Here is a 17,075-nt window from a genome sequence, read left to right as displayed (position 1 = left end):
CTCGCATCGGACGACAGAACTGACGGTTGTCACAACGATGATATCGTGGAAAAGTTGAGTAATCCCCGCGGGGTGCTCCGGCGAGGACCGCTCCCGGGCGAGCCCGTCGCGCGGCGACCACAGTGGAGAAGGCGATGGCCGGGGCGACCCGCCGATCGACCAGGACCACCGGGAAGGAGCCGGGTGCCGGAGCGCCCGGGCTGGACGACGCCTTCGCGGCGGCGATCCGCACGAGCAGCGTGCCCATGGTCCTCGCCGAGGCGGCGACGCCGGGCCACCCGATCGCCTTCGTCAACGCGGCGTTCTGCCGGCTCACCGGCTACTCTGCCGACGAATTGCTCGGCCGCGACTGCGCGCTGCTGCGCGCGCCCGGCACCGGCCGCATGGCGGCCGCCCGGCTGCGCGCGGCCGCCACGCGGGGCCTGAGCCAGCGGGCGGAGATCGAGGCGCGGCGCAAGGACGGGCAGCCCCTGCGCCTCGCCGTGGCGACGAGCCCGGTGACGACGGCGGCGGGAGGGCGGTACGCCTTCGCGGTGATCACGGACCTGCCGGCCTGCGCGCCCGAGGACCAACTGGCCGCCCTGGAGGCGGCGCTCCAGCGCCGGACCGCGCTGCTCAAGGAGGTGGATCACCGGGCGAAGAACACCCTCCAGGTCGTGGCCTCCCTGGTCCTTCTGCGCGCGCGGCGCTCCACGGAGCCCGGGGCGCGGGCGGTTCTCGACCGCATGGCCGAGCGCATCGCCGCGCTCGCGGCCGTGCAGCGCCTGCTGGCCGGTTCCGACGAGGAGCGCCGCCTCGACCTTCAGGTGCTGGCCCGTGAGGTGACGGAGGACGTCGTGGCGGGGTCGGCGCCGGGCCTCATCGACTTCGCCGTGGAGGTCGCCCCGGTGCTGGTTCCGGCCGCGCAGGCGGTGCCGCTCGGGCTCCTGCTCCACGAACTCGCCGCCAACGCGGCCCGCCACGCCTTCCCGGAGGGCCGCAGCGGCCGCGTGCGCCTGCGCGCGGTCGCGGACGGGACCTGCCTCGCGCTGGAGGTGGCCGATGACGGGATCGGCTTCACGCCCCGGGCCGGCGAGCCCGAGGGCTTCGGCCTCAGCCTCGTCGGGATGCTGGTGCGCCAGCTCGGCGGCACCCTCGACTGGGACACGCTGGCCCCGGGCACGCGGGCGCGGGTCGTGCTGGAGATCGGCGAGGCGTGAGTCGCGCCTTCTGACCTGATCGCGTGGCCCATCATCCGCAACTTCACACGTCACCGGACGAGGCGCGGGTTTCTCCTCTCCCCGCGCGCGGGGCTCACGTGTTCACACGCCGTGTCTCGGTGCTGGAAATATTCATAGATTTGAGAGGTTTCCGGCGCTTGCGAGGTCGGGCGCGGGATCCCCTCTCCCGTGCGGGAGAGGGGTAGGGGCGATCGAAGATCGTGCAGGGTGGCTCGGCTTCCGCAAGAAAACTGAACCGTGGATCTGCCAGCGGCGCGGTCCCGCTTTCTTGCTGAAGCGTCCGTCCCTCACCCCTGCCCCTCTCCCACTCGGGAGAGGGGTTCCCCGCGCCATGATCTCCACAACTGGGTGCTTCAATATTCCCAGCAACGACAATGCCTTGCGGGAGCGTTCGATTTAGACTTGCTGATCGACTTGGGCCCTTACGCGGGATCTCCCGTCCCCTTCCCCTCCCCCGCCGCCTTGAGCCGGTAGAGCGCGTCCAGCGCCTCCCGCGGGGACATGGCGTCCGGGTCGAGCCCGGCGAGAAGATCCCGCAGCGGGTCGGCCTTCGGCTCCGGCGGCGGCGGCTCGGGCGGGGGGGCCATCGCGGCGAAGAGCGGCAGCTCCGCCGGCGCCCGCCGGCCGCGGCCACCCTCCCCCTTCTCGAGATCCGCCAGGATCACCTTGGCCCGCGCGATCACCGAGGCCGGCAGACCCGCGAGGCGCGCCACCTGCAACCCGTAGGAGCGGTCCGCGGCGCCCGGCACCACCTCGTGCAGGAAGACCACGTCGCCCTTCCACTCGGTGACCTTCAGGGTGGCGTTCGACAGCCGCTCGAGGCGCTTGGCGAGACCGGTGAGTTCGTGGAAATGCGTCGCGAACAACGCCCGGCAGCCGGTGACCTCGTGCAGGTGCTCCAGGCAGGCCCAGGCGATGGACAGCCCGTCGAAGGTCGCGGTGCCGCGCCCGATCTCGTCCAGCACCACCAGCGAGCGGCGCGTCGCCTGGTTCAGGATCGCGGCCGTCTCCACCATCTCGACCATGAAGGTCGAGTGGCCCCGCGCGAGGTCGTCCGCCGCGCCGACCCGCGAGAACAGGCGGTCGACGAGGCCGAGATGCGCCGCGCGGGCCGGCACGAAGGCGCCCATCTGGGCGAGCACCGCGATCAGCGCGTTCTGGCGCAAGAAGGTCGACTTGCCGCCCATGTTCGGGCCGGTGACGACGAGGATCCGGCCGCCCTCGCGCCCTCCACCCGCGCGCTCGCCCGAGAGGTCGCAGGCATTGGCGATGAAGGGCTCGCCCGCCTGCCGGAGCGCCGCCTCCACCACCGGGTGGCGGGCGCCCTCGACCCGGAAGGTCAGGCTCTCGTCGAGGATCGGCCGCGCCCAGTCGAGTTCGACCGCGAGTTCCGCGTGCGAGGCGGCCACGTCGAGGGCCGCGAGCGCGGTCGCCGCGGCGGTGATGGCGTCCGCCCGCTCCATCACGGCGGCCGTGAGACCGTCGAACGCCTCGAGTTCGAGGGCGAGTGCCCGCCCCGCCGCATTGGCGATGCGCGATTCGAGTTCGCCCAGTTCCACGCTCGTGAACCGCATCGCGTCGACCATGGTCTGGCGGTGCACGAAGGTGCCGCGCCAGGGATCCTTGAGCAGGGTCTCGCCCATGGCCTGCGGCACCTCGATGAAGAAGCCGAGCAGGTTGTTGTGCTTGATGCGCAGGGTGCGGCAGCCGGTCTCCTCGGCGTAGCGGGTCTGGAGGCCGGCGACGAAGCGGCGGGAATCGCGCTGGAGCGCCCGCGCCTCGTCGAGATCCGCGATGTAGCCCTCGCGCACGAAGTTGCCGTCGCGCTTGACCAGGGGCAGTTCGTCCGCGAGCGCCCGCGCGAGCGTCTCGGTCAGCCCCTCGCCGACGCCCGCCAGGATCCGCGCCGCCTTGCCGATCTCGGCCGGCAGCGCGCCCGCCCCGGCGAGCCGGGTCGCGAGGCTGCGGGCCGCGTCGAGGCCATCGCGAAGCGCCGCGAGGTCGCGCGGGCCCGCGCGCCCCACGCCGACCCGCGACAGCGCGCGGGCGATGTCGGGGGCGCGGGCGAGATCCGCGCGCAGCTCCGCGCGCAGGCTCCCCTCCTGCACCAGGAAGGCCACGGCCTCCTGGCGGCGGCGGATCAGGGCGAGGTCGGTCGAGGGGCTGGCGAGGCGCTCGGCCAGCAGCCGCGCCCCGGCGGCCCCCACCGTGCGGTCGATGGCGGCGAGCAGGCTCCCGGTGCGCTCGCCCGACAGGGTGCGGGTGAGTTCGAGGTTGGCCCGCGTCGCCGCGTCGATGAGGAGGGTGCCTCCGGTCGCGTGGCGCACCGGCGGGCTGAGCGGCACCCGCGCCCCGAGCTGCGTGCGGGCGATGTAGTGCAGCACGGTGCCGGCCGCCGCGACCTCCGCGCGCCCGAACGCGCCGAAGCCCTCCAGCGTGGCGACGCCGAACTGCTCCTTCAGCGCCCGCTCCGCGGAGGCCGGGTCGGCCTCCCCGCGCCCGAGCGGCGTCACCGAGGCGGAGGTGTCGCGCCACAGCCGGGCGAGGTCGGGATCGGCGTGGATCGCCTCCGCCACCACGATCTCCCGGGGGTCGAGCCGGGCGATCTCCGCGGCGAGGCCTGCGCCGTCGACCTCCGAGAGCGTGAAGCGCCCGGTCGAGATGTCGACGGCGGCGATGCCGTAGGTCCAGCCGGTCTCCGAGGCGCGCCGCCGCGCGAGTGCCACCAGCAGGTTCGCGCGCGCCGGGTCGAGGAGCCGCTCCTCCGTGATCGTGCCCGGCGTGACGAGGCGCACGACCTCGCGGCGCACCACCGATTTCGAGCCGCGCTTCTTGGCCTCGGCCGGATCCTCGGTCTGCTCGCAGACCGCCACCCGGTGCCCGAGCGCGATCAGGCGCTGCAGGTAATCGTCCGCCCGGTCGATCGGCACGCCGCACATCGGGATGTCGGCGCCCGCGTGCTTGCCGCGCTTGGTGAGCACGATCCCGAGCGCCCGCGAGGCCACTTCCGCGTCCTCGAAGAACAGCTCGTAGAAATCCCCCATCCGGTAGAACAGGAGCGAGCCCGGATTGGCCGACTTGATCTCGATGTACTGCGCCATCATCGGGGAGGCGCCGGCCTCCGGGGGAGGCGCGGCGCGGCGGCCGCGCGCGGCCGGGCTCTCCTCGGCGGCCTCCGGTGCGGTCTCTCGGGGTTCGTCCCGCATCGGGCGCCGGGCGACGTCGCTGTCCATGATCATCGGCCGGACACTACCAGACGGGCCCGCCCGTTCCAGGCGGGCCCCGACTTCTCCCCGGGGATCGTCCGCGGTCAGTGGCGCGCGCCGCCCGCGATCTCGGCCTCGACCTCCGCCGGGTCGAGCTCGTAGTGGCGCGAGCAGAACTCGCAGGTGATGCCGATGCGCCCGTCGTCGCCAACCATGTCCCGGCGCTCCTCGTCGGAGAAGCGGCGGATCATGCCCATCACCCGCTCGCGCGAGCAGCGGCAGGCCTCGTGCACGGCCTGGCCCCCGAACACCCGCACGCCGCGCTCGTGGAAGAGCCGGTAGAGCAGCCGCTCGCTCGACACGGTCGGGTCGACGAGTTCGTGGTCCTCCGTCGTCGACACCAGGGACTTGGCCTCGACCCAGGCATCGTCCTCCGGCACCCCGCGCTCGTCGAGGCGCGCGTGGCCCTCCGGGACGTCGCCGGGCGGAAGGTCGGCGGCGCGGGCGCGCTCGGGCGATTGCGGCAGGAACTGAACCAGCAGGCCCCCGGCCCGCCAGCTGCGCGAGCCCTCCTCCAGCCGCTCGGCCACCGCGAGGCGGACCCGGGTCGGAATCTGCTCGGACTGGCGGAAATACTGGTGGGCCGCCTCCTCGAAGCCCTGCCCGTCGAGGGCGACGACGCCCTGGTAGCGGCTCGCCGCCGAGCCCTGGTCGATGGTGAGCGCGAGGTGGCCGGCGCCCAGGAGGTCGCCGGTCCCCTGGCGGCCGGCCTCGAGCGCCCCGAGCCGCTCCGCGTCGAAGCGGGCCGTGGCGCGCAGGCGGTCGGGCGCCTCGAAATCCACCACCACCATGTCGACCGGGCCGTCGGTCTTGGTCTGGAGCTGGAAGCGGCCCTCGAACTTCAGGGAGGAGCCGAGGAGCACGGTGAGCGCCGCGGCCTCGCCCAGCGCCCGCGCCACCGGGTCGGGATAGCCGTGGCGGCGCAGGATCGTGTCGACGGAGGGGCCGAGCCGCACGATGCGGCCGCGCACGTCGAGGGGTTCGACCGCGAAGGGCAGCACCACGTCGTCGCGGCCGTCCTCGGCGAAGTCGGTCTTCAGGGGTGTGTCGGAGGTCATGTCCTCTCCGGGGCCGGGACGGGAGGGGCCGCCCCGGCGCGCTCGAACGGATCGATGGTCTCCCGGCGGCGCGGCTCCGCCCCCCTCACCCCGTCGGCGGGCCGGCGGGCGGATCAGGTGCGCGAGGGTGGAACCGCCGCGTCGGGAGACCGGCCAGTCGCACCCATATGGGGACGCGGCTCCGGCTTTTCACGCCTCGACGGCGCCGAGGCACCAGGCGAGGATGCCTTTCTGGGCGTGGAGCCGGTTCTCGGCCTCGTCGAACACCACCGATTGCGGCCCGTCGATCACCTCGGCGGTGACCTCCTCGCCGCGATGGGCGGGCAGGCAATGCATGAAGATCGCGTCCTTGGCGGCCGCCTGCATCAGCGTGCCGTTGACCTGGTAGGGCATCAGCAGGTTGTGGCGGTGCGCCTCGTCCTCGTCCCCCATCGACACCCAGCAATCGGTCACGACCGCGTCGGCGCCCGCCACCGCCTCGAAGGGATCGGTGGTGACGCGCATGTCGGCGCCCTCGGCCCGCGCCCAGGCGATCAGGTCGGGCGGGACGGCGAGTTCCGGCGGGGTCGCGACGTTGAGGCGGAAGTCGAACTTCGCCGCCGCGTGCGCCCAGGAGGCCAGCACGTTGTTGGAATCGCCCGACCACGCCACGGTGCGGCCCTTGATCGGGCCGCGATGCTCCTCGAAGGTCAGCACGTCCGCCATGATCTGGCAGGGATGCGAGACCTTGGTGAGCCCGTTGATCACCGGCACCTCGGCGTGCGCGGCGAGTTCCCGCATCATCTCGTGGTCGAGGATGCGGATCATGATCGCGTCGACGTAGCGCGAGAGGACGCGCGCCGTGTCCGCGACCGTCTCGCCGCGGCCGAGCTGCATCTCCTTGCCGGTGAGCATCAGGGTCTCGCCGCCGAGTTCCCGCATCGCCACGTCGAAGGAGACGCGGGTGCGGGTCGAGGGGCGGTCGAACACCATCGCCAGCACCTTCCCGTCGAGAGGCCGCTCCGCCGGGGGATGGCCCTTGCGGCGGCGGCTCTTCAGATCGGCGGAGGCGTCGAGGACGGTGCGGAGCTGACCGGGCGACAGGTCGGTGAGGTCGAGGAAGTGCCGCTGACCGGTCCTCAGGGGGGCGTTCATCACTCGGCAGCCCCCCGACCCGCATCCTCCAGGGAGACGGAGGCGGCGTCGAGGCGGTTCATCGCCTCGCCGACCTCGGCCTCGCCGATCGTCAAGGGCGGCAGCAGCCGCACCACGTTGTCGCCCGCCGGGATGACGAGGAGATGCGCCGCCCGCGCCGCCGCCGCGAACTCGGTGTTCGGCACGACGCAGCGCAGGCCCATCATCAGGCCCTCGCCGCGCACCTCGGCGATCACGCGCGGGTGGCGGTCCTTGAGTTCGGCGAGGCGCTGCTTGAGCAGGAGCCCGGTGTCGCGGACCCGCTGCAGGAATCCCGGCGCCAGGATCACGTCGAGCACCGCGTTGCCCACCGCCATGGCGAGGGGGTTGCCGCCGAAGGTGGTGCCGTGGCTGCCCACCACCATCCCGCGGGCCGCCTCGCGGGTGGCGAGGCACGCGCCCATCGGGAAGCCGCCGCCGATGCCCTTGGCGGCGGACATGATGTCCGGGGTCACGCCCGACCACTCGTGCGCGAAGAGCTTGCCGGTGCGGCCCATGCCGGTCTGGACCTCGTCCATGATCAGCAGGAGGCCGTGCTCGTCGCAGAGGCCGCGCAGGGTGCGCAGCCACTCGGGCGACACCACCCGCAGGCCGCCCTCGCCCTGGATCGGCTCGATCATCAGGGCGGCGGTCTCGGGGCCGATGGCCGCCTTGAGCGCGTCGAGGTCGCCGAACGGCACCTGGTCGAAGCCCTCGACCTTCGGGCCGAACCCGTCGATGTACTTCTGCTGCCCGCCCGCCGCGATGGTGGCGAGCGTGCGCCCGTGGAAGGCGCCCTCGAAGGTCACGATCCGGAAGCGCTCCGGATGGCCGCCCGCCGCGTGGTACTTGCGCGCCATCTTGATGGCGGCCTCGTTCGCCTCGGCGCCGGAATTCGAGAAGAACACCACCTCCGCGAAGGTCGCGTCGATCAGGCGCTGGGCGAGGCGCTCGCCCTCCGGGATCTCGAACAGGTTCGAGACGTGCCAGACCTTCTGCGCCTGCTCGGTGAGCGCCGCGACGAGGTGCGGATGGGCGTGGCCGAGGGCGTTGACGGCGATGCCGGCGCCGAAGTCGAGGTATCGCGACCCGTCGCGGGCGACGAGCCACGCGCCCTCCCCGCGTTCGAACGACACCTTGGCCCTGGCATAGGTCGGCAAGAGGGCGGACGTCACGATCCCGTCTCCGTCGCGGCCGCCCCGCGGGGGGCGGCCAAAAAGAAAGCGCCGCCTCAGAGGGCGGCACGCGCGCGAATACTAGGGACGCGGGCCGCTCCGGTCAACGCTGCGTCCCCCCCGTCGGGTCCGACGCCAAACCGTCGCTTGCCTGTGGCAGGGTTGCCAGCACGGCCCCGGTTAGGCCAGAGAGCCGCGACCGATCCGCGAACACGGGAGAGAGACCGCATGAGCGCGACGCTGGACCGCCTGAAGGACCTCGGGTACGTGCTGCCCCCGGCCGCCGCCCCGGTGGCGAACTACGTGCCCTTCCGGCGGGCGGGGAACCTCGTGGTGGTGTCGGGCCAGCTCTGCCTCGGTCCGGAGGGCCGGCTCGACGCGCGCCACAAGGGCAAGGTCGGGGCCGAGGTCAGCCCCGAGACCGCGGTCGAGGCGGCGCGGTTCTGCGCCCTCAACCTCCTGTCCCAGCTCCAGGTGGCGGTCGGCAACCTCGACGACGCGGTGGTGAGCTGCATCCGGCTCGGCGGCTTCATCAACGCGGCACCGGGCTTCACCGCGGTGGCCGGGGTGATGAACGGCGCCTCCGACCTCATGGTGCAGGTGCTCGGCGAGCGGGGCCGCCACGCCCGCTCGACGGTCGGCGTCGCCGAACTGCCCCTCGACGCGGTGGTCGAGGTCGAGGGCATGTTCGAGGTCCGATGAACCCGCCGCTCGCCCCCGACTGGCTGACCGCCCGCCCGATCGCCCATCGCGGGCTCCACGACCGCGCCGCGGGGATCCCCGAGAACACGATCGCGGCGGCCGAGGCGGCGATTGCCGGCGGCTACGCGATCGAGTGCGACGTGCAGCTCAGCCGGGACGGCGAGGCGATGGTCTTTCACGACGACGGCCTCGGCCGCCTCGCGGGCGAGCCCGGCCGCGTGCGCGAGCGGGACGCCGCCGCTCTCGCGGCTCTCGCGGTGGCGGGGAGCGCCGAGCGCATCCCGTCCCTGCCGGACTTCCTCGCCCGGATCGCCGGGCGCACGCCGCTCGTCATCGAGGTCAAGTCCCGGTTCGACGGCGACCTCGCCCTCGCCCGGCGCGTCGCCGCGGTGGTGGCGGCCTATGCGGGGCCGGTGGCGCTCAAGAGCTTCGATCCCGCCATCGTCGGGGCGCTGGCCGACCTCGCGCCCGGCCTGCCGCGCGGCATCGTGGCCGAGAGCCGCCAGGACGACCCCTCCTACGCCGGCCTCAGCGAGGCGGCCCGGACGGGCCTCGCCCAGCTCCTGCACTTCGCCGAGAGCCGGCCGGACTTCCTGTCCTGGCGGGTGGACGACCTGCCGAACGCGCCGACGCATCTCGCCCGCCTCCTCGGGGGGCGGCCGGTCATGACCTGGACGGTGCGCACGCCCGAGCAGATGGCGCGGGCGCGGGCCCACGCGGACCAGATGGTGTTCGAGGGGTTTCGGGCCTGACCCGTCCCCCGCGCGAGCCGCGCGGTCCCCCCGACCGCCCGCCCCGCTCAGGTGGCGTCCGCCGTCTCGGATGCGAGCGCGACGACCCTGAAGGCGGCGAGCAGGTCGGCGTCGAGCTTCGGGCCCATCGCCTCCATCACGCCCCAGGCCTCGGCGGCCCGCATCGGGGAGCGGTAGGGGCGCCGCTCGGTCAGGGCCGAGAAGATGTCGCAGATCGTGACCAGGCGGACGAGGTCGCCGATCGCCGCCCCCGCGAGCCCGTCCGGATAGCCGGAGCCGTCGAGCAGCTCGTGGTGGTGCCGCACGGCGTCGAGGGTCTCGGCGTCGAAGCCCGGCTGCCCGGCGAGCAGGTCGGCGCCCAGAACCGGATGGGTGCGCATCACGGCCATCTCCTGCTCCGACAGGCCGCTCGGCTTGTCCAGGATGGCGAGGGGGATCCGCGACTTGCCGACATCGTGCAGCAGGGCCGCCCGGACGAGGCGGAGCTCGTCCCGGTGCCGGAAGCCGAGCCGGGCCGCCAGCGCCCCCGCGTAGCCGGCGACGCCCAGGGAATGCTGGTAGACCCCGACCTGGTGGTGGCGGATGACGTCGAGCCAGGCGCGGATCCCGCCCTCGCTGACCGCGTCGAGGACGATCTCGGTGCCGGTGTCGACGTCCTGCGGCGAGGGCGGCGCCCCATCGGCGGCCGCCGCGAACACCCGGTGGACGAGGTGGTCGGCCTCGGCGGCCCGCGCCCGCACCAGCCAATCGGGCCCGCTCGCGCGGGCGGCCTTGTGCGCGGCGAGGAGGTGCGTCACCGCGGCGGCGATGGTCGTCCAGGGCGCCGAGGCCGGCAGGAGCTTGGCGAACCCGATCTCCCGGGCGACCTCAAGGGTCGCCTGATCCCGCGCCAGGCCGAGGCCGGCGATTCCCCGCGCCCGCAGGAGGCTGACGGACCGTCGCAGGCGCGCGGGATCCGCGACCTCGGCCCGACCCAGCGGCACCACCGCAACGGCCGCCTGCCCGTTCGGCAGCGGGTCCTCCAGTCCGACGGTCAGGCAGGGGGCGAGCCGCGCGAGGCCATCCGCGAGGCGACGCGCCGGTGCGAACGCATCCGCGATCAGGAGGATGAAACCGTCCGCCATGGCGAGATCCCGCAGTCCGGCCTCACGAGCGGCCGTGCCACCGCCTTGACCCGCCGGTCAGACCTGATTTTACCGCACAGGGACGTTAAACATCCCTTGGCGTCGGCCGGGTTGGTTCGATATCCGACCAACACGACCGCCGGCACCGACGACGAAGCAGTCGTTTCCGGCCGCCCTGCCGCAGATGACCTTTCCAAATCCCGCCGCGCCTTCCGCCGCGGGTGTCCGACACTCCCGTAAGCTGATCGCGCGAGATTATGACGGGTTCGGCGGGGGGCCGCGATGCGCGGCCATCGCCGTCGCGCGGGCTCGTGGGCGTTCCGACCAAATGCGAGCGATCAGTACTTGCGGATCAGGCTCACCAGACGTCCCTGGATGCGGACGCGGTCCGGCCCCAGCACGCGGGTCTCGTAGGCCGGGTTCGCGGCCTCGAGAGCGATCGAGGAGCCGCGCCGCCGCAGGCGCTTGAGCGTGGCTTCCTCGTCGTCGATCAGGGCGACGATGATGTCCCCGGTATTGGCGGTGTCCTGACGACGGATCACCACCAGGTCGCCGTCGAGGATGCCCGCCTCGATCATCGAGTCGCCGCGCACCTCCAGGGCGTAGTGCTCGCCGCCCGCGAGCATGTCCGGGGACATCGCGAGGGTGCGGCTCTGGTTCTGGATCGCCGAGATCGGCGTGCCGGCAGCGATCCGGCCCATGACCGGGATGCCGACCGCGCGAACGCCCTCGTCGAGGGGCAGCGCCACCGGCATCGCGGCAGGCTTGACCGGCGCCCCCGCCCGGCCGCCCTCGACCACGCTCGGCGTGAAGCGGACGACCTCGCCCGGCGCGCTTGCCGCGGTCTCGGCGATGCGGATCACCTCGATCGCCCGCGCCCGGTTGGGCAGGCGGCGCAGAAAGCCCCGCTCCTCCAGCGCGGTGATCAGACGATGGATGCCCGACTTAGACTTCAGGTCGAGGGCGTCCTTCATCTCGTCGAAGGATGGCGGCACGCCCGTCTCGCGCATCCGCTGCTGGATGAAGCGCAGCAGGTCCAGTTGCTTACGGGTGAGCATGGGTCACTCTCATCGCCTGCGCCGACGCGCGATACGAAACAAATCGCGAACAGGTTAAGCGTTCTTCAAGTGTTCCGCAAGCGGTAGCGTGACGGGAGGAACCATGATCCCCGCCCTGCTCTCTGCGGCGCGGCGGGACAGAGTGTCATCGTCCGCGGGCGCTCACGCGGATCTTCTCCCGCACGAGGGTGACGAGCGACTCGTCGGAGGCGGTCAGGAACACGTCGCCGTGCCGCCGCCCCGCAATGGCCTGCTGGCTGGCCTCGACGGCTTCGGCCGTGTGGCCGAGCGCGTCGCCGTCGCTCGCCTCGGCGGCGCGCAGGTCTTGGAGGGCCCATTGTGCTCCCCTGAGCACGGTCAGGGCGTCGATGGCGCCCCAGAGCTGCGCCTCGGCGGTGCTCGCCTCCTCGCCGCGACGGTTCAACTCCGCCACGCGTTCGGCCTGGGCGGTCGAGCGCAATTCCAGCTCGGCGATCCGCCGGCGAACCTCGCTGAGAAGCGCCTCGACGTCCATCGAGCCCCCTTCGTCGTCCCCTCTCGCAGGGTCATGTAGCATAGCGGAATGCCTGCGGCCATGCCGGAACCGCCGGATGTCCGGGGCGCCTCATCCCAGCGTTTCGGCGTCCTCGTCCTCCTGCGCCTCGCCCTGCTCGTCCTCCGGTTCGTCGGTCTCGTCCGCCGTCTCGGCCGAGGGGCGTCCCGAGGTGTAGAAGTCGCCCGTGCGGATGGCCTCGCCGCTCGCGACCATGACGCTGAGATACGTGTTCAGGGTGCCCGGAGCGACATCCGGCAGCTGCCGGGCGATCTGCGCGTTGGTGAGACCCTGGGGGCCGCAGGTCTCGAGCAGGGTCTTGAGGCGGCCCTTGGCCGAGTTCGCCCGCGGGCCGCGGCTGCCGCGGCCGCTGGTCCGCGCCTGGACCGGCGCCGCCGGGAGCCCGGGGAGGAGCGGTCCGGCGGCCGCGAGGCCCGCGGCCGGGAGGGTGGTGTTGTCGACGATCGCACGCAGCGCGTTCTCGGCGAGGCGCAGCTTCGCCAGTTCCGCGCCGATGCGCTCGTACTCGGCCTCCAGCGCCGCCCGCCGCTCGCTCACATCCGCCAGCGCCTGGGCGAGGGTATCGTTCTCCGACATCGTGCTCCCCTGTTCCCGGGCGCGGCAGGTTTCACAGAATAGCTTGTCGGTCAACGAGATCCGGCGCGGAGCGGCGGCGGTGTCCCGTTGCCCGGCGCCCGTTTCTTCGTGAAGTCTTCACGATGACGGCCGATGGCGGGGCGCGGGCGGTCGGTGCGGGGATGTCAGTGCCGCCGCGGCGTGGGACACTCCCGTGCGCCGGACGCCGATCTGCCAGCGCCCGACCCTCGCTCCCGCGGCCCCTCCCCGTGTACCTCTCCGTCGCCACCACCCATCATCCGGCCACCGATCTGGGCTACCTGCTGCACAAGCATCCCGGACGCGTGCACGAGGCCGATCTCGCCTTCGGGCAAATCGTGGTCTCGGCTCCGAATGCGTCTCCGCCGTGCCGGCTCCAGAAGGCGGAGCCGCCCGATCCGCGCCCCAGCTCCCGAGAAGCAGACTCCGCCGCGGGTTCGAGGCCGCGGCGCCCGGGGCTGCGATCGAGCTGCCATCCGAGAGGGGACCTCCTCGCCGACGGGCTTCTTCCCCGGCGACCAGGCGTGGCATAGACGGGGGCGGGATCACCCGGGGGCGTCCGCCCTTCGATCGGGGCGTGGCGGGATCCGCCCGAGGGCGAGGAGGCGCGATGCTGGCCTATGCGGCACGACGGGTGCTCGCGACGATCCCGGTGATGGCGGTCGTCGCGCTCGTCGTGTTCAGCCTCCTCTCGCTGGCGCCCGGCGACCCGGCCGCGATCATCGCGGGCGACCAGGCGAGTCCGGACGACGTCGCGCGCATCCGCGCCACCCTCGGACTCGACCGGCCCTTCCTGGTGCGCTTCGGCGAGTGGGCGGGGCACATCTTGCAGGGCGATCTCGGCACCTCGATCTTCACGGCCCTGCCGGTCACCGCGCTGATCCGCCAGCGCGTCGAGCCGACGCTGTCGCTGATGGGCGTGACGCTCGCGCTCGCGATCCCGGTGGCGGTGCCGCTCGGCGTCGTGGCCGCCTGGAAGGCCGGCAGCCTCCTCGACCGGCTGATCATGACGCTGGCGGTGTTCGGCTTCTCGCTGCCGGTCTTCGTTACGTCCTACCTTCTCGCCTACGTCTTCGCGCTTCGGCTGGAATGGCTGCCGGTGCAGGGCTACACGCCGCTCGCGGCCGGGATCGGCCCCTGGCTGCAGCACCTGATCCTGCCCTCGGTCGCGCTCGGCTCCGTCTATGTCGCGCTGATCGCCCGCATCACCCGGGCGACCCTGCTGGAGGTGCTGGGCCAGGACTACATCCGCACCGCCGCCGCCAAGGGGCTCGGGCAGCGGGCGATCCTGTTCGTGCACGCGCTGAGGAACGCCGCGGTGCCGATCGTGACGGTGATCGGGCTCGGCATCGCCCTCCTGATCGGCGGCGCCGTCGTCACCGAGAGCGTCTTCGTCATCCCGGGGCTCGGGCGGCTCACCGTCGACGCCATCCTGCGCCGCGACTACCCGGTCATCCAGGGCGTCGTGCTGCTGTTCAGCGCCGGCTACGTGCTGGTCAACCTCGCCATCGACCTCCTCTACGTCCTGCTCGATCCGAGGATCCGCTATTGACCGCCTCCCTCGCGGCCGAGGCCGTCGCCCCGGACCTGCCGGAGATCCTGCCGCCCCCGCGCCGCCGCCGCGGCCTGCCCGGGCTGATCGCCCGGCATCCGGCGGTGGCGGTCGGCGCGGCGATCCTCCTCGGCATGCTCGCCTGCGCGCTCCTCGCACCCTGGCTCTTCACCGTCGATCCGACCGCCCTCTCGCCGGCCCGGCGCACCCGGCTGCCCTCGGCGCAGCACTGGTTCGGCACCGACATGCTCGGGCGGGACCTCTACTCGCGGGTCATCTACGGGGCGCGGGTCTCGCTCCTCGTGGGCTTCTCCGTCGCCGCCCTCGCCTCCGGGATCGGGCTCGCGATCGGCCTCGTCGCGGGTTTCCTGCGCCGGCTCGACGGAGTCGTGATGCGGGTCATGGACGGGCTGATGGCGATCCCGCCCATCCTCCTTGCCGTCGCCCTGATGGCGCTGACCCGCGGCTCGGTCGGCAACGTCATCGCGGCGATCGCCGTCGCGGAGGTTCCGCGGGTCGCCCGGCTGGTGCGGGGCGTGGTCCTGTCCCTGCGCGAGCAGCCCTTCGTGGACGGGGCGGTGGCGAGCGGCAGCACCGTGGCGGGCATCCTCTGGCGCCACATCCTGCCCAACACCCTCGCGCCGCTCAGCGTGCAGGCGACCTCTATCTGCGCCTCCGCGATGATCACCGAGGCGATCCTGTCCTTCATCGGGGCCGGCACCCCGCCGACCACCCCGTCCTGGGGCAACATCATGGCCGAGGGCCGCGCCCTCTGGCAGGTGAAGCCCACCCTCGTGCTGTTCCCGGCCCTGTTCCTCTCGCTGACGGTGCTCGCCGTGAACCTCGTCGGCGACGGTCTGCGCGACGCCCTCGACCCGCGCATGGCCAAGCGGCCGTGATGCCGATGCCCCTCCTCGACGTCGACGGGCTGCGCGTCCATTTCCGCACCCGGGACGGGATCCTCCGGGCGGTCGACGGGGTGTCGTTCCGGGTCGGGGCGGGCGAGACCCTGGCGATCGTGGGCGAATCGGGCTGCGGCAAGTCGGTGACAGCGAACGCGATCCTGCGCCTGCTCCCGGAGCGGATCGTCGGCGTCGCGGGTGCCGTCCGCTTCGAGGGCCAGGACCTGCTGGCGCTGCCCGAGCGCGCCATGCGGCGGATCCGCGGCAACGCCATCGGGATGATCTTCCAGGAGCCGATGACGAGCCTGAACCCGGTCCTGACCCTCGGGCGGCAGGTCGGCGAGACCCTGCGCCTCCATCAGGGCCTCGACCGGGCCGCGGCGGCGGCGCGAGCGGTCGCGTTGCTGGGTCTCGTCGGCATCCCGGAGCCGGCCCGGCGCCTGCGCGGCTATCCCCACCAGCTCTCGGGCGGGATGCGCCAGCGGGTGATGATCGCGATGGCGCTGGCCTGCAGCCCGCGGCTCCTGATCGCGGACGAGCCGACCACGGCCCTCGACGTGACCGTCCAGGCCCAGATCCTCGACCTGATGCGCGACCTCCAGCGCCGCGTCGGGGCCGCCATCATCCTCATCACCCACGACCTCGGGATCGTGGCCGAGGTCGCGAGCCGGGTGGTGGTGATGTATGCGGGCCGCACCGTGGAGGAGGCGCCCGTCGCCGCCCTGTTCGCGCGGCCGCGCCATCCCTACACGCGCGGCCTGCTCGGCGCGGTGCCGCGGCTCGGCGCCTCCCCGGACGGCACCCGCGCGCGCCTCGCCGAGATCCCGGGCCAGGTCCCGAACCTGAGGATCCGCGTCGCCGGTTGCCTCTTCGCCGCACGCTGCCCCTCCGTCACCGACCTGTGCCGGAGCGCGGCTCCGGCGATGGTCGAGAAGGCACCCGGGCATTTCGCGGCCTGCCACCACGCTCCCGTCGGCGCGCGCGCCGCATGAGCCCGCCGCTCCTCGCCGTGCGCGGCCTCGTCAAGCACTTCCCGGTCCGCGGCGGCGCGGTGCGGGCGGTGGACGGGGTGAGTTTCACCCTCGGCCGGGGCGAGACCCTGGGGATCGTCGGGGAATCGGGCTGCGGCAAGTCGACCTTGGGCCGAATGGTCCTGCGCCTCCTCGCGCCCAGCGCCGGGGAGGTCGTGCTCGACGGGAGGCGGATCGACGACCTCCCGGCGGGGGCGATGCGGCCCCTGCGCCGCCGGATCCAGGTCGTGTTCCAGGATCCCGTGTCCAGCCTCAACCCGCGCATGCGGGTGCGCGAGATCCTGGCCGAGCCCCTGCGCAATTTCGGCCTCGCGCGTGGCGCCGCCGCGATCGACGCGCGGGTCGCGGCGCTCCTCGACACCGTGCGGCTGCCCCGCGAGGCGGCGTCCCGCTTTCCCCACGAATTCTCCGGCGGCCAGCGCCAGCGGATCGGCATCGCCCGGGCGCTCGCGCCGGAGCCGGACCTGATCGTCTGCGACGAGGCGGTCTCGGCCCTCGACGTCTCGGTCAAGGCGCAGGTGGTGAATCTGCTGCAGGACCTCCAGCAGGACCTCGGCCTCGCGCTCCTGTTCATCAGCCACGACCTCGCTGTGGTCGAGCACATGACCCACCGGGTGGCGGTGATGCATCTCGGGCAGATCGTCGAGATCGCCCCGCGGGCGCGGATCTTCGCGGCGCCCAAGCACCCCTACACCGCCGCCCTCCTCTCGGCCGTGCCGGTGCCGCAGCCCGGGGCCGCCCGCGACCGCATCGTGCTCGAGGGCGACGTGCCGAGCCCGATCGACCCGCCGACGGGCTGCCGCTTCCACACCCGCTGCCCCTTCGCCTTCCCGCGCTGCCGCGGCGAGGCACCGCCCCTGCGCCGGCTCGGCCCCGACCACGAGGCGGCCTGTCACCTGCACGACCGGCCCGCGGGCGAGAACCCGCTCGCCTGAT

16 protein-coding genes are annotated in these 17,075 nt (G+C 73.2%); 8 read left to right on the top strand and 8 right to left on the bottom strand.

Annotated elements, in window-relative coordinates:
- Positions 1-134 precede the first annotated feature (134 nt).
- Entirely contained in the window at positions 135-1,199 is a 1,065-nt protein-coding gene (locus ACW9J6_RS20365) for a sensor histidine kinase (protein WP_457118331.1), read from the top strand.
- A 443-nt stretch (positions 1,200-1,642) separates the two neighbouring features.
- On the opposite strand, the gene mutS is transcribed toward ACW9J6_RS20365, so the two are convergent.
- From mutS to ACW9J6_RS20345, 4 genes are all read right to left on the bottom strand, one after another.
- Positions 1,643-4,459 (bottom strand): DNA mismatch repair protein MutS, encoded by a 2,817-nt coding sequence (mutS, locus tag ACW9J6_RS20360; RefSeq protein WP_457118330.1) that lies wholly within the window; start codon positions 4,457-4,459, stop codon positions 1,643-1,645.
- Between the two features lie 71 nt (positions 4,460-4,530).
- Positions 4,531-5,544 carry an Hsp33 family molecular chaperone gene (locus tag ACW9J6_RS20355; RefSeq protein WP_457118329.1) on the bottom strand — a complete coding sequence of 338 codons (1,014 nt, stop codon included), beginning with the start codon at positions 5,542-5,544 and terminating at the stop codon, positions 4,531-4,533.
- 189 nt (positions 5,545-5,733) lie between these two features.
- Positions 5,734-6,678 carry an ornithine carbamoyltransferase gene (gene argF, locus ACW9J6_RS20350; RefSeq protein WP_457118328.1) on the bottom strand — a complete coding sequence of 315 codons (945 nt, stop codon included), beginning with the start codon at positions 6,676-6,678 and terminating at the stop codon, positions 5,734-5,736.
- Positions 6,678-7,871 carry an acetylornithine transaminase gene (locus ACW9J6_RS20345; RefSeq protein ID WP_457118327.1) on the bottom strand — a complete coding sequence of 398 codons (1,194 nt, stop codon included), beginning with the start codon at positions 7,869-7,871 and terminating at the stop codon, positions 6,678-6,680. The genes argF and ACW9J6_RS20345 overlap by 1 nt, the downstream gene beginning before the upstream one ends.
- Positions 7,872-8,099: 228 nt before the next feature.
- Here ACW9J6_RS20345 and ACW9J6_RS20340 point away from each other — a divergent pair, with 228 nt between their 5' ends.
- Both ACW9J6_RS20340 and ACW9J6_RS20335 read left to right on the top strand, forming a co-directional pair.
- Entirely contained in the window at positions 8,100-8,573 is a 474-nt protein-coding gene (locus tag ACW9J6_RS20340; protein WP_457118326.1) for a RidA family protein, read from the top strand.
- Positions 8,570-9,325, top strand: a complete 756-nt coding sequence (locus ACW9J6_RS20335; protein WP_457118325.1) for a glycerophosphodiester phosphodiesterase family protein — start codon at positions 8,570-8,572, stop codon at positions 9,323-9,325. The genes ACW9J6_RS20340 and ACW9J6_RS20335 overlap by 4 nt, the downstream gene beginning before the upstream one ends.
- A 47-nt stretch (positions 9,326-9,372) precedes the next feature.
- On the opposite strand, the gene ACW9J6_RS20330 is transcribed toward ACW9J6_RS20335, so the two are convergent.
- The 4 genes from ACW9J6_RS20330 to ACW9J6_RS20315 form a co-directional block, all read right to left on the bottom strand.
- Positions 9,373-10,449, bottom strand: coding sequence for an HD-GYP domain-containing protein (locus tag ACW9J6_RS20330; protein ID WP_457118324.1), 1,077 nt, complete (start codon positions 10,447-10,449; stop codon positions 9,373-9,375).
- Positions 10,450-10,787: 338 nt separating this feature from the next.
- A complete protein-coding gene (gene lexA / locus ACW9J6_RS20325; RefSeq protein WP_457118323.1) occupies positions 10,788-11,507 on the bottom strand; it encodes a transcriptional repressor LexA in 720 nt (239 codons plus the stop codon).
- 145 nt (positions 11,508-11,652) lie between these two features.
- Complete coding sequence (locus ACW9J6_RS20320) at positions 11,653-12,021, bottom strand: hypothetical protein (protein ID WP_457118322.1); 369 nt, start codon at positions 12,019-12,021, stop codon at positions 11,653-11,655.
- Between the two features lie 90 nt (positions 12,022-12,111).
- Complete coding sequence (locus tag ACW9J6_RS20315; RefSeq protein WP_457118321.1) at positions 12,112-12,636, bottom strand: hypothetical protein; 525 nt, start codon at positions 12,634-12,636, stop codon at positions 12,112-12,114.
- Positions 12,637-12,758: 122 nt separating this feature from the next.
- On the opposite strand from ACW9J6_RS20315, the gene ACW9J6_RS20310 reads away from it, so the two are divergent.
- The 5 genes from ACW9J6_RS20310 (at position 12,759) to ACW9J6_RS20290 (ending at position 17,074) form a co-directional block, all read left to right on the top strand.
- Positions 12,759-13,187, top strand: coding sequence for a hypothetical protein (locus tag ACW9J6_RS20310; protein ID WP_457118320.1), 429 nt, complete (start codon positions 12,759-12,761; stop codon positions 13,185-13,187).
- Between the two features lie 77 nt (positions 13,188-13,264).
- Positions 13,265-14,206: an ABC transporter permease gene (locus tag ACW9J6_RS20305; RefSeq protein ID WP_457118319.1), complete on the top strand. Its 942-nt coding sequence runs from the start codon at positions 13,265-13,267 to the stop codon at positions 14,204-14,206.
- The gene (locus tag ACW9J6_RS20300; RefSeq protein WP_457118318.1) at positions 14,203-15,105 is read left to right on the top strand and encodes an ABC transporter permease; all 903 of its coding nucleotides are present in this window, start codon (positions 14,203-14,205) and stop codon (positions 15,103-15,105) included. The genes ACW9J6_RS20305 and ACW9J6_RS20300 overlap by 4 nt, the downstream gene beginning before the upstream one ends.
- A 5-nt stretch (positions 15,106-15,110) precedes the next feature.
- Complete coding sequence (locus tag ACW9J6_RS20295) at positions 15,111-16,100, top strand: ABC transporter ATP-binding protein (RefSeq protein WP_457118433.1); 990 nt, start codon at positions 15,111-15,113, stop codon at positions 16,098-16,100.
- On the top strand, positions 16,097-17,074 hold the full coding sequence (locus ACW9J6_RS20290) for an ABC transporter ATP-binding protein (RefSeq protein WP_457118317.1): 978 nt from the start codon (positions 16,097-16,099) through the stop codon (positions 17,072-17,074). The genes ACW9J6_RS20295 and ACW9J6_RS20290 overlap by 4 nt, the downstream gene beginning before the upstream one ends.
- Position 17,075: the final 1 nt, after the last annotated feature.

Source organism: Methylobacterium sp. JK268 (genome assembly GCF_054052225.1).
This window is presented reverse-complemented; position numbering and strand designations above follow the sequence as displayed.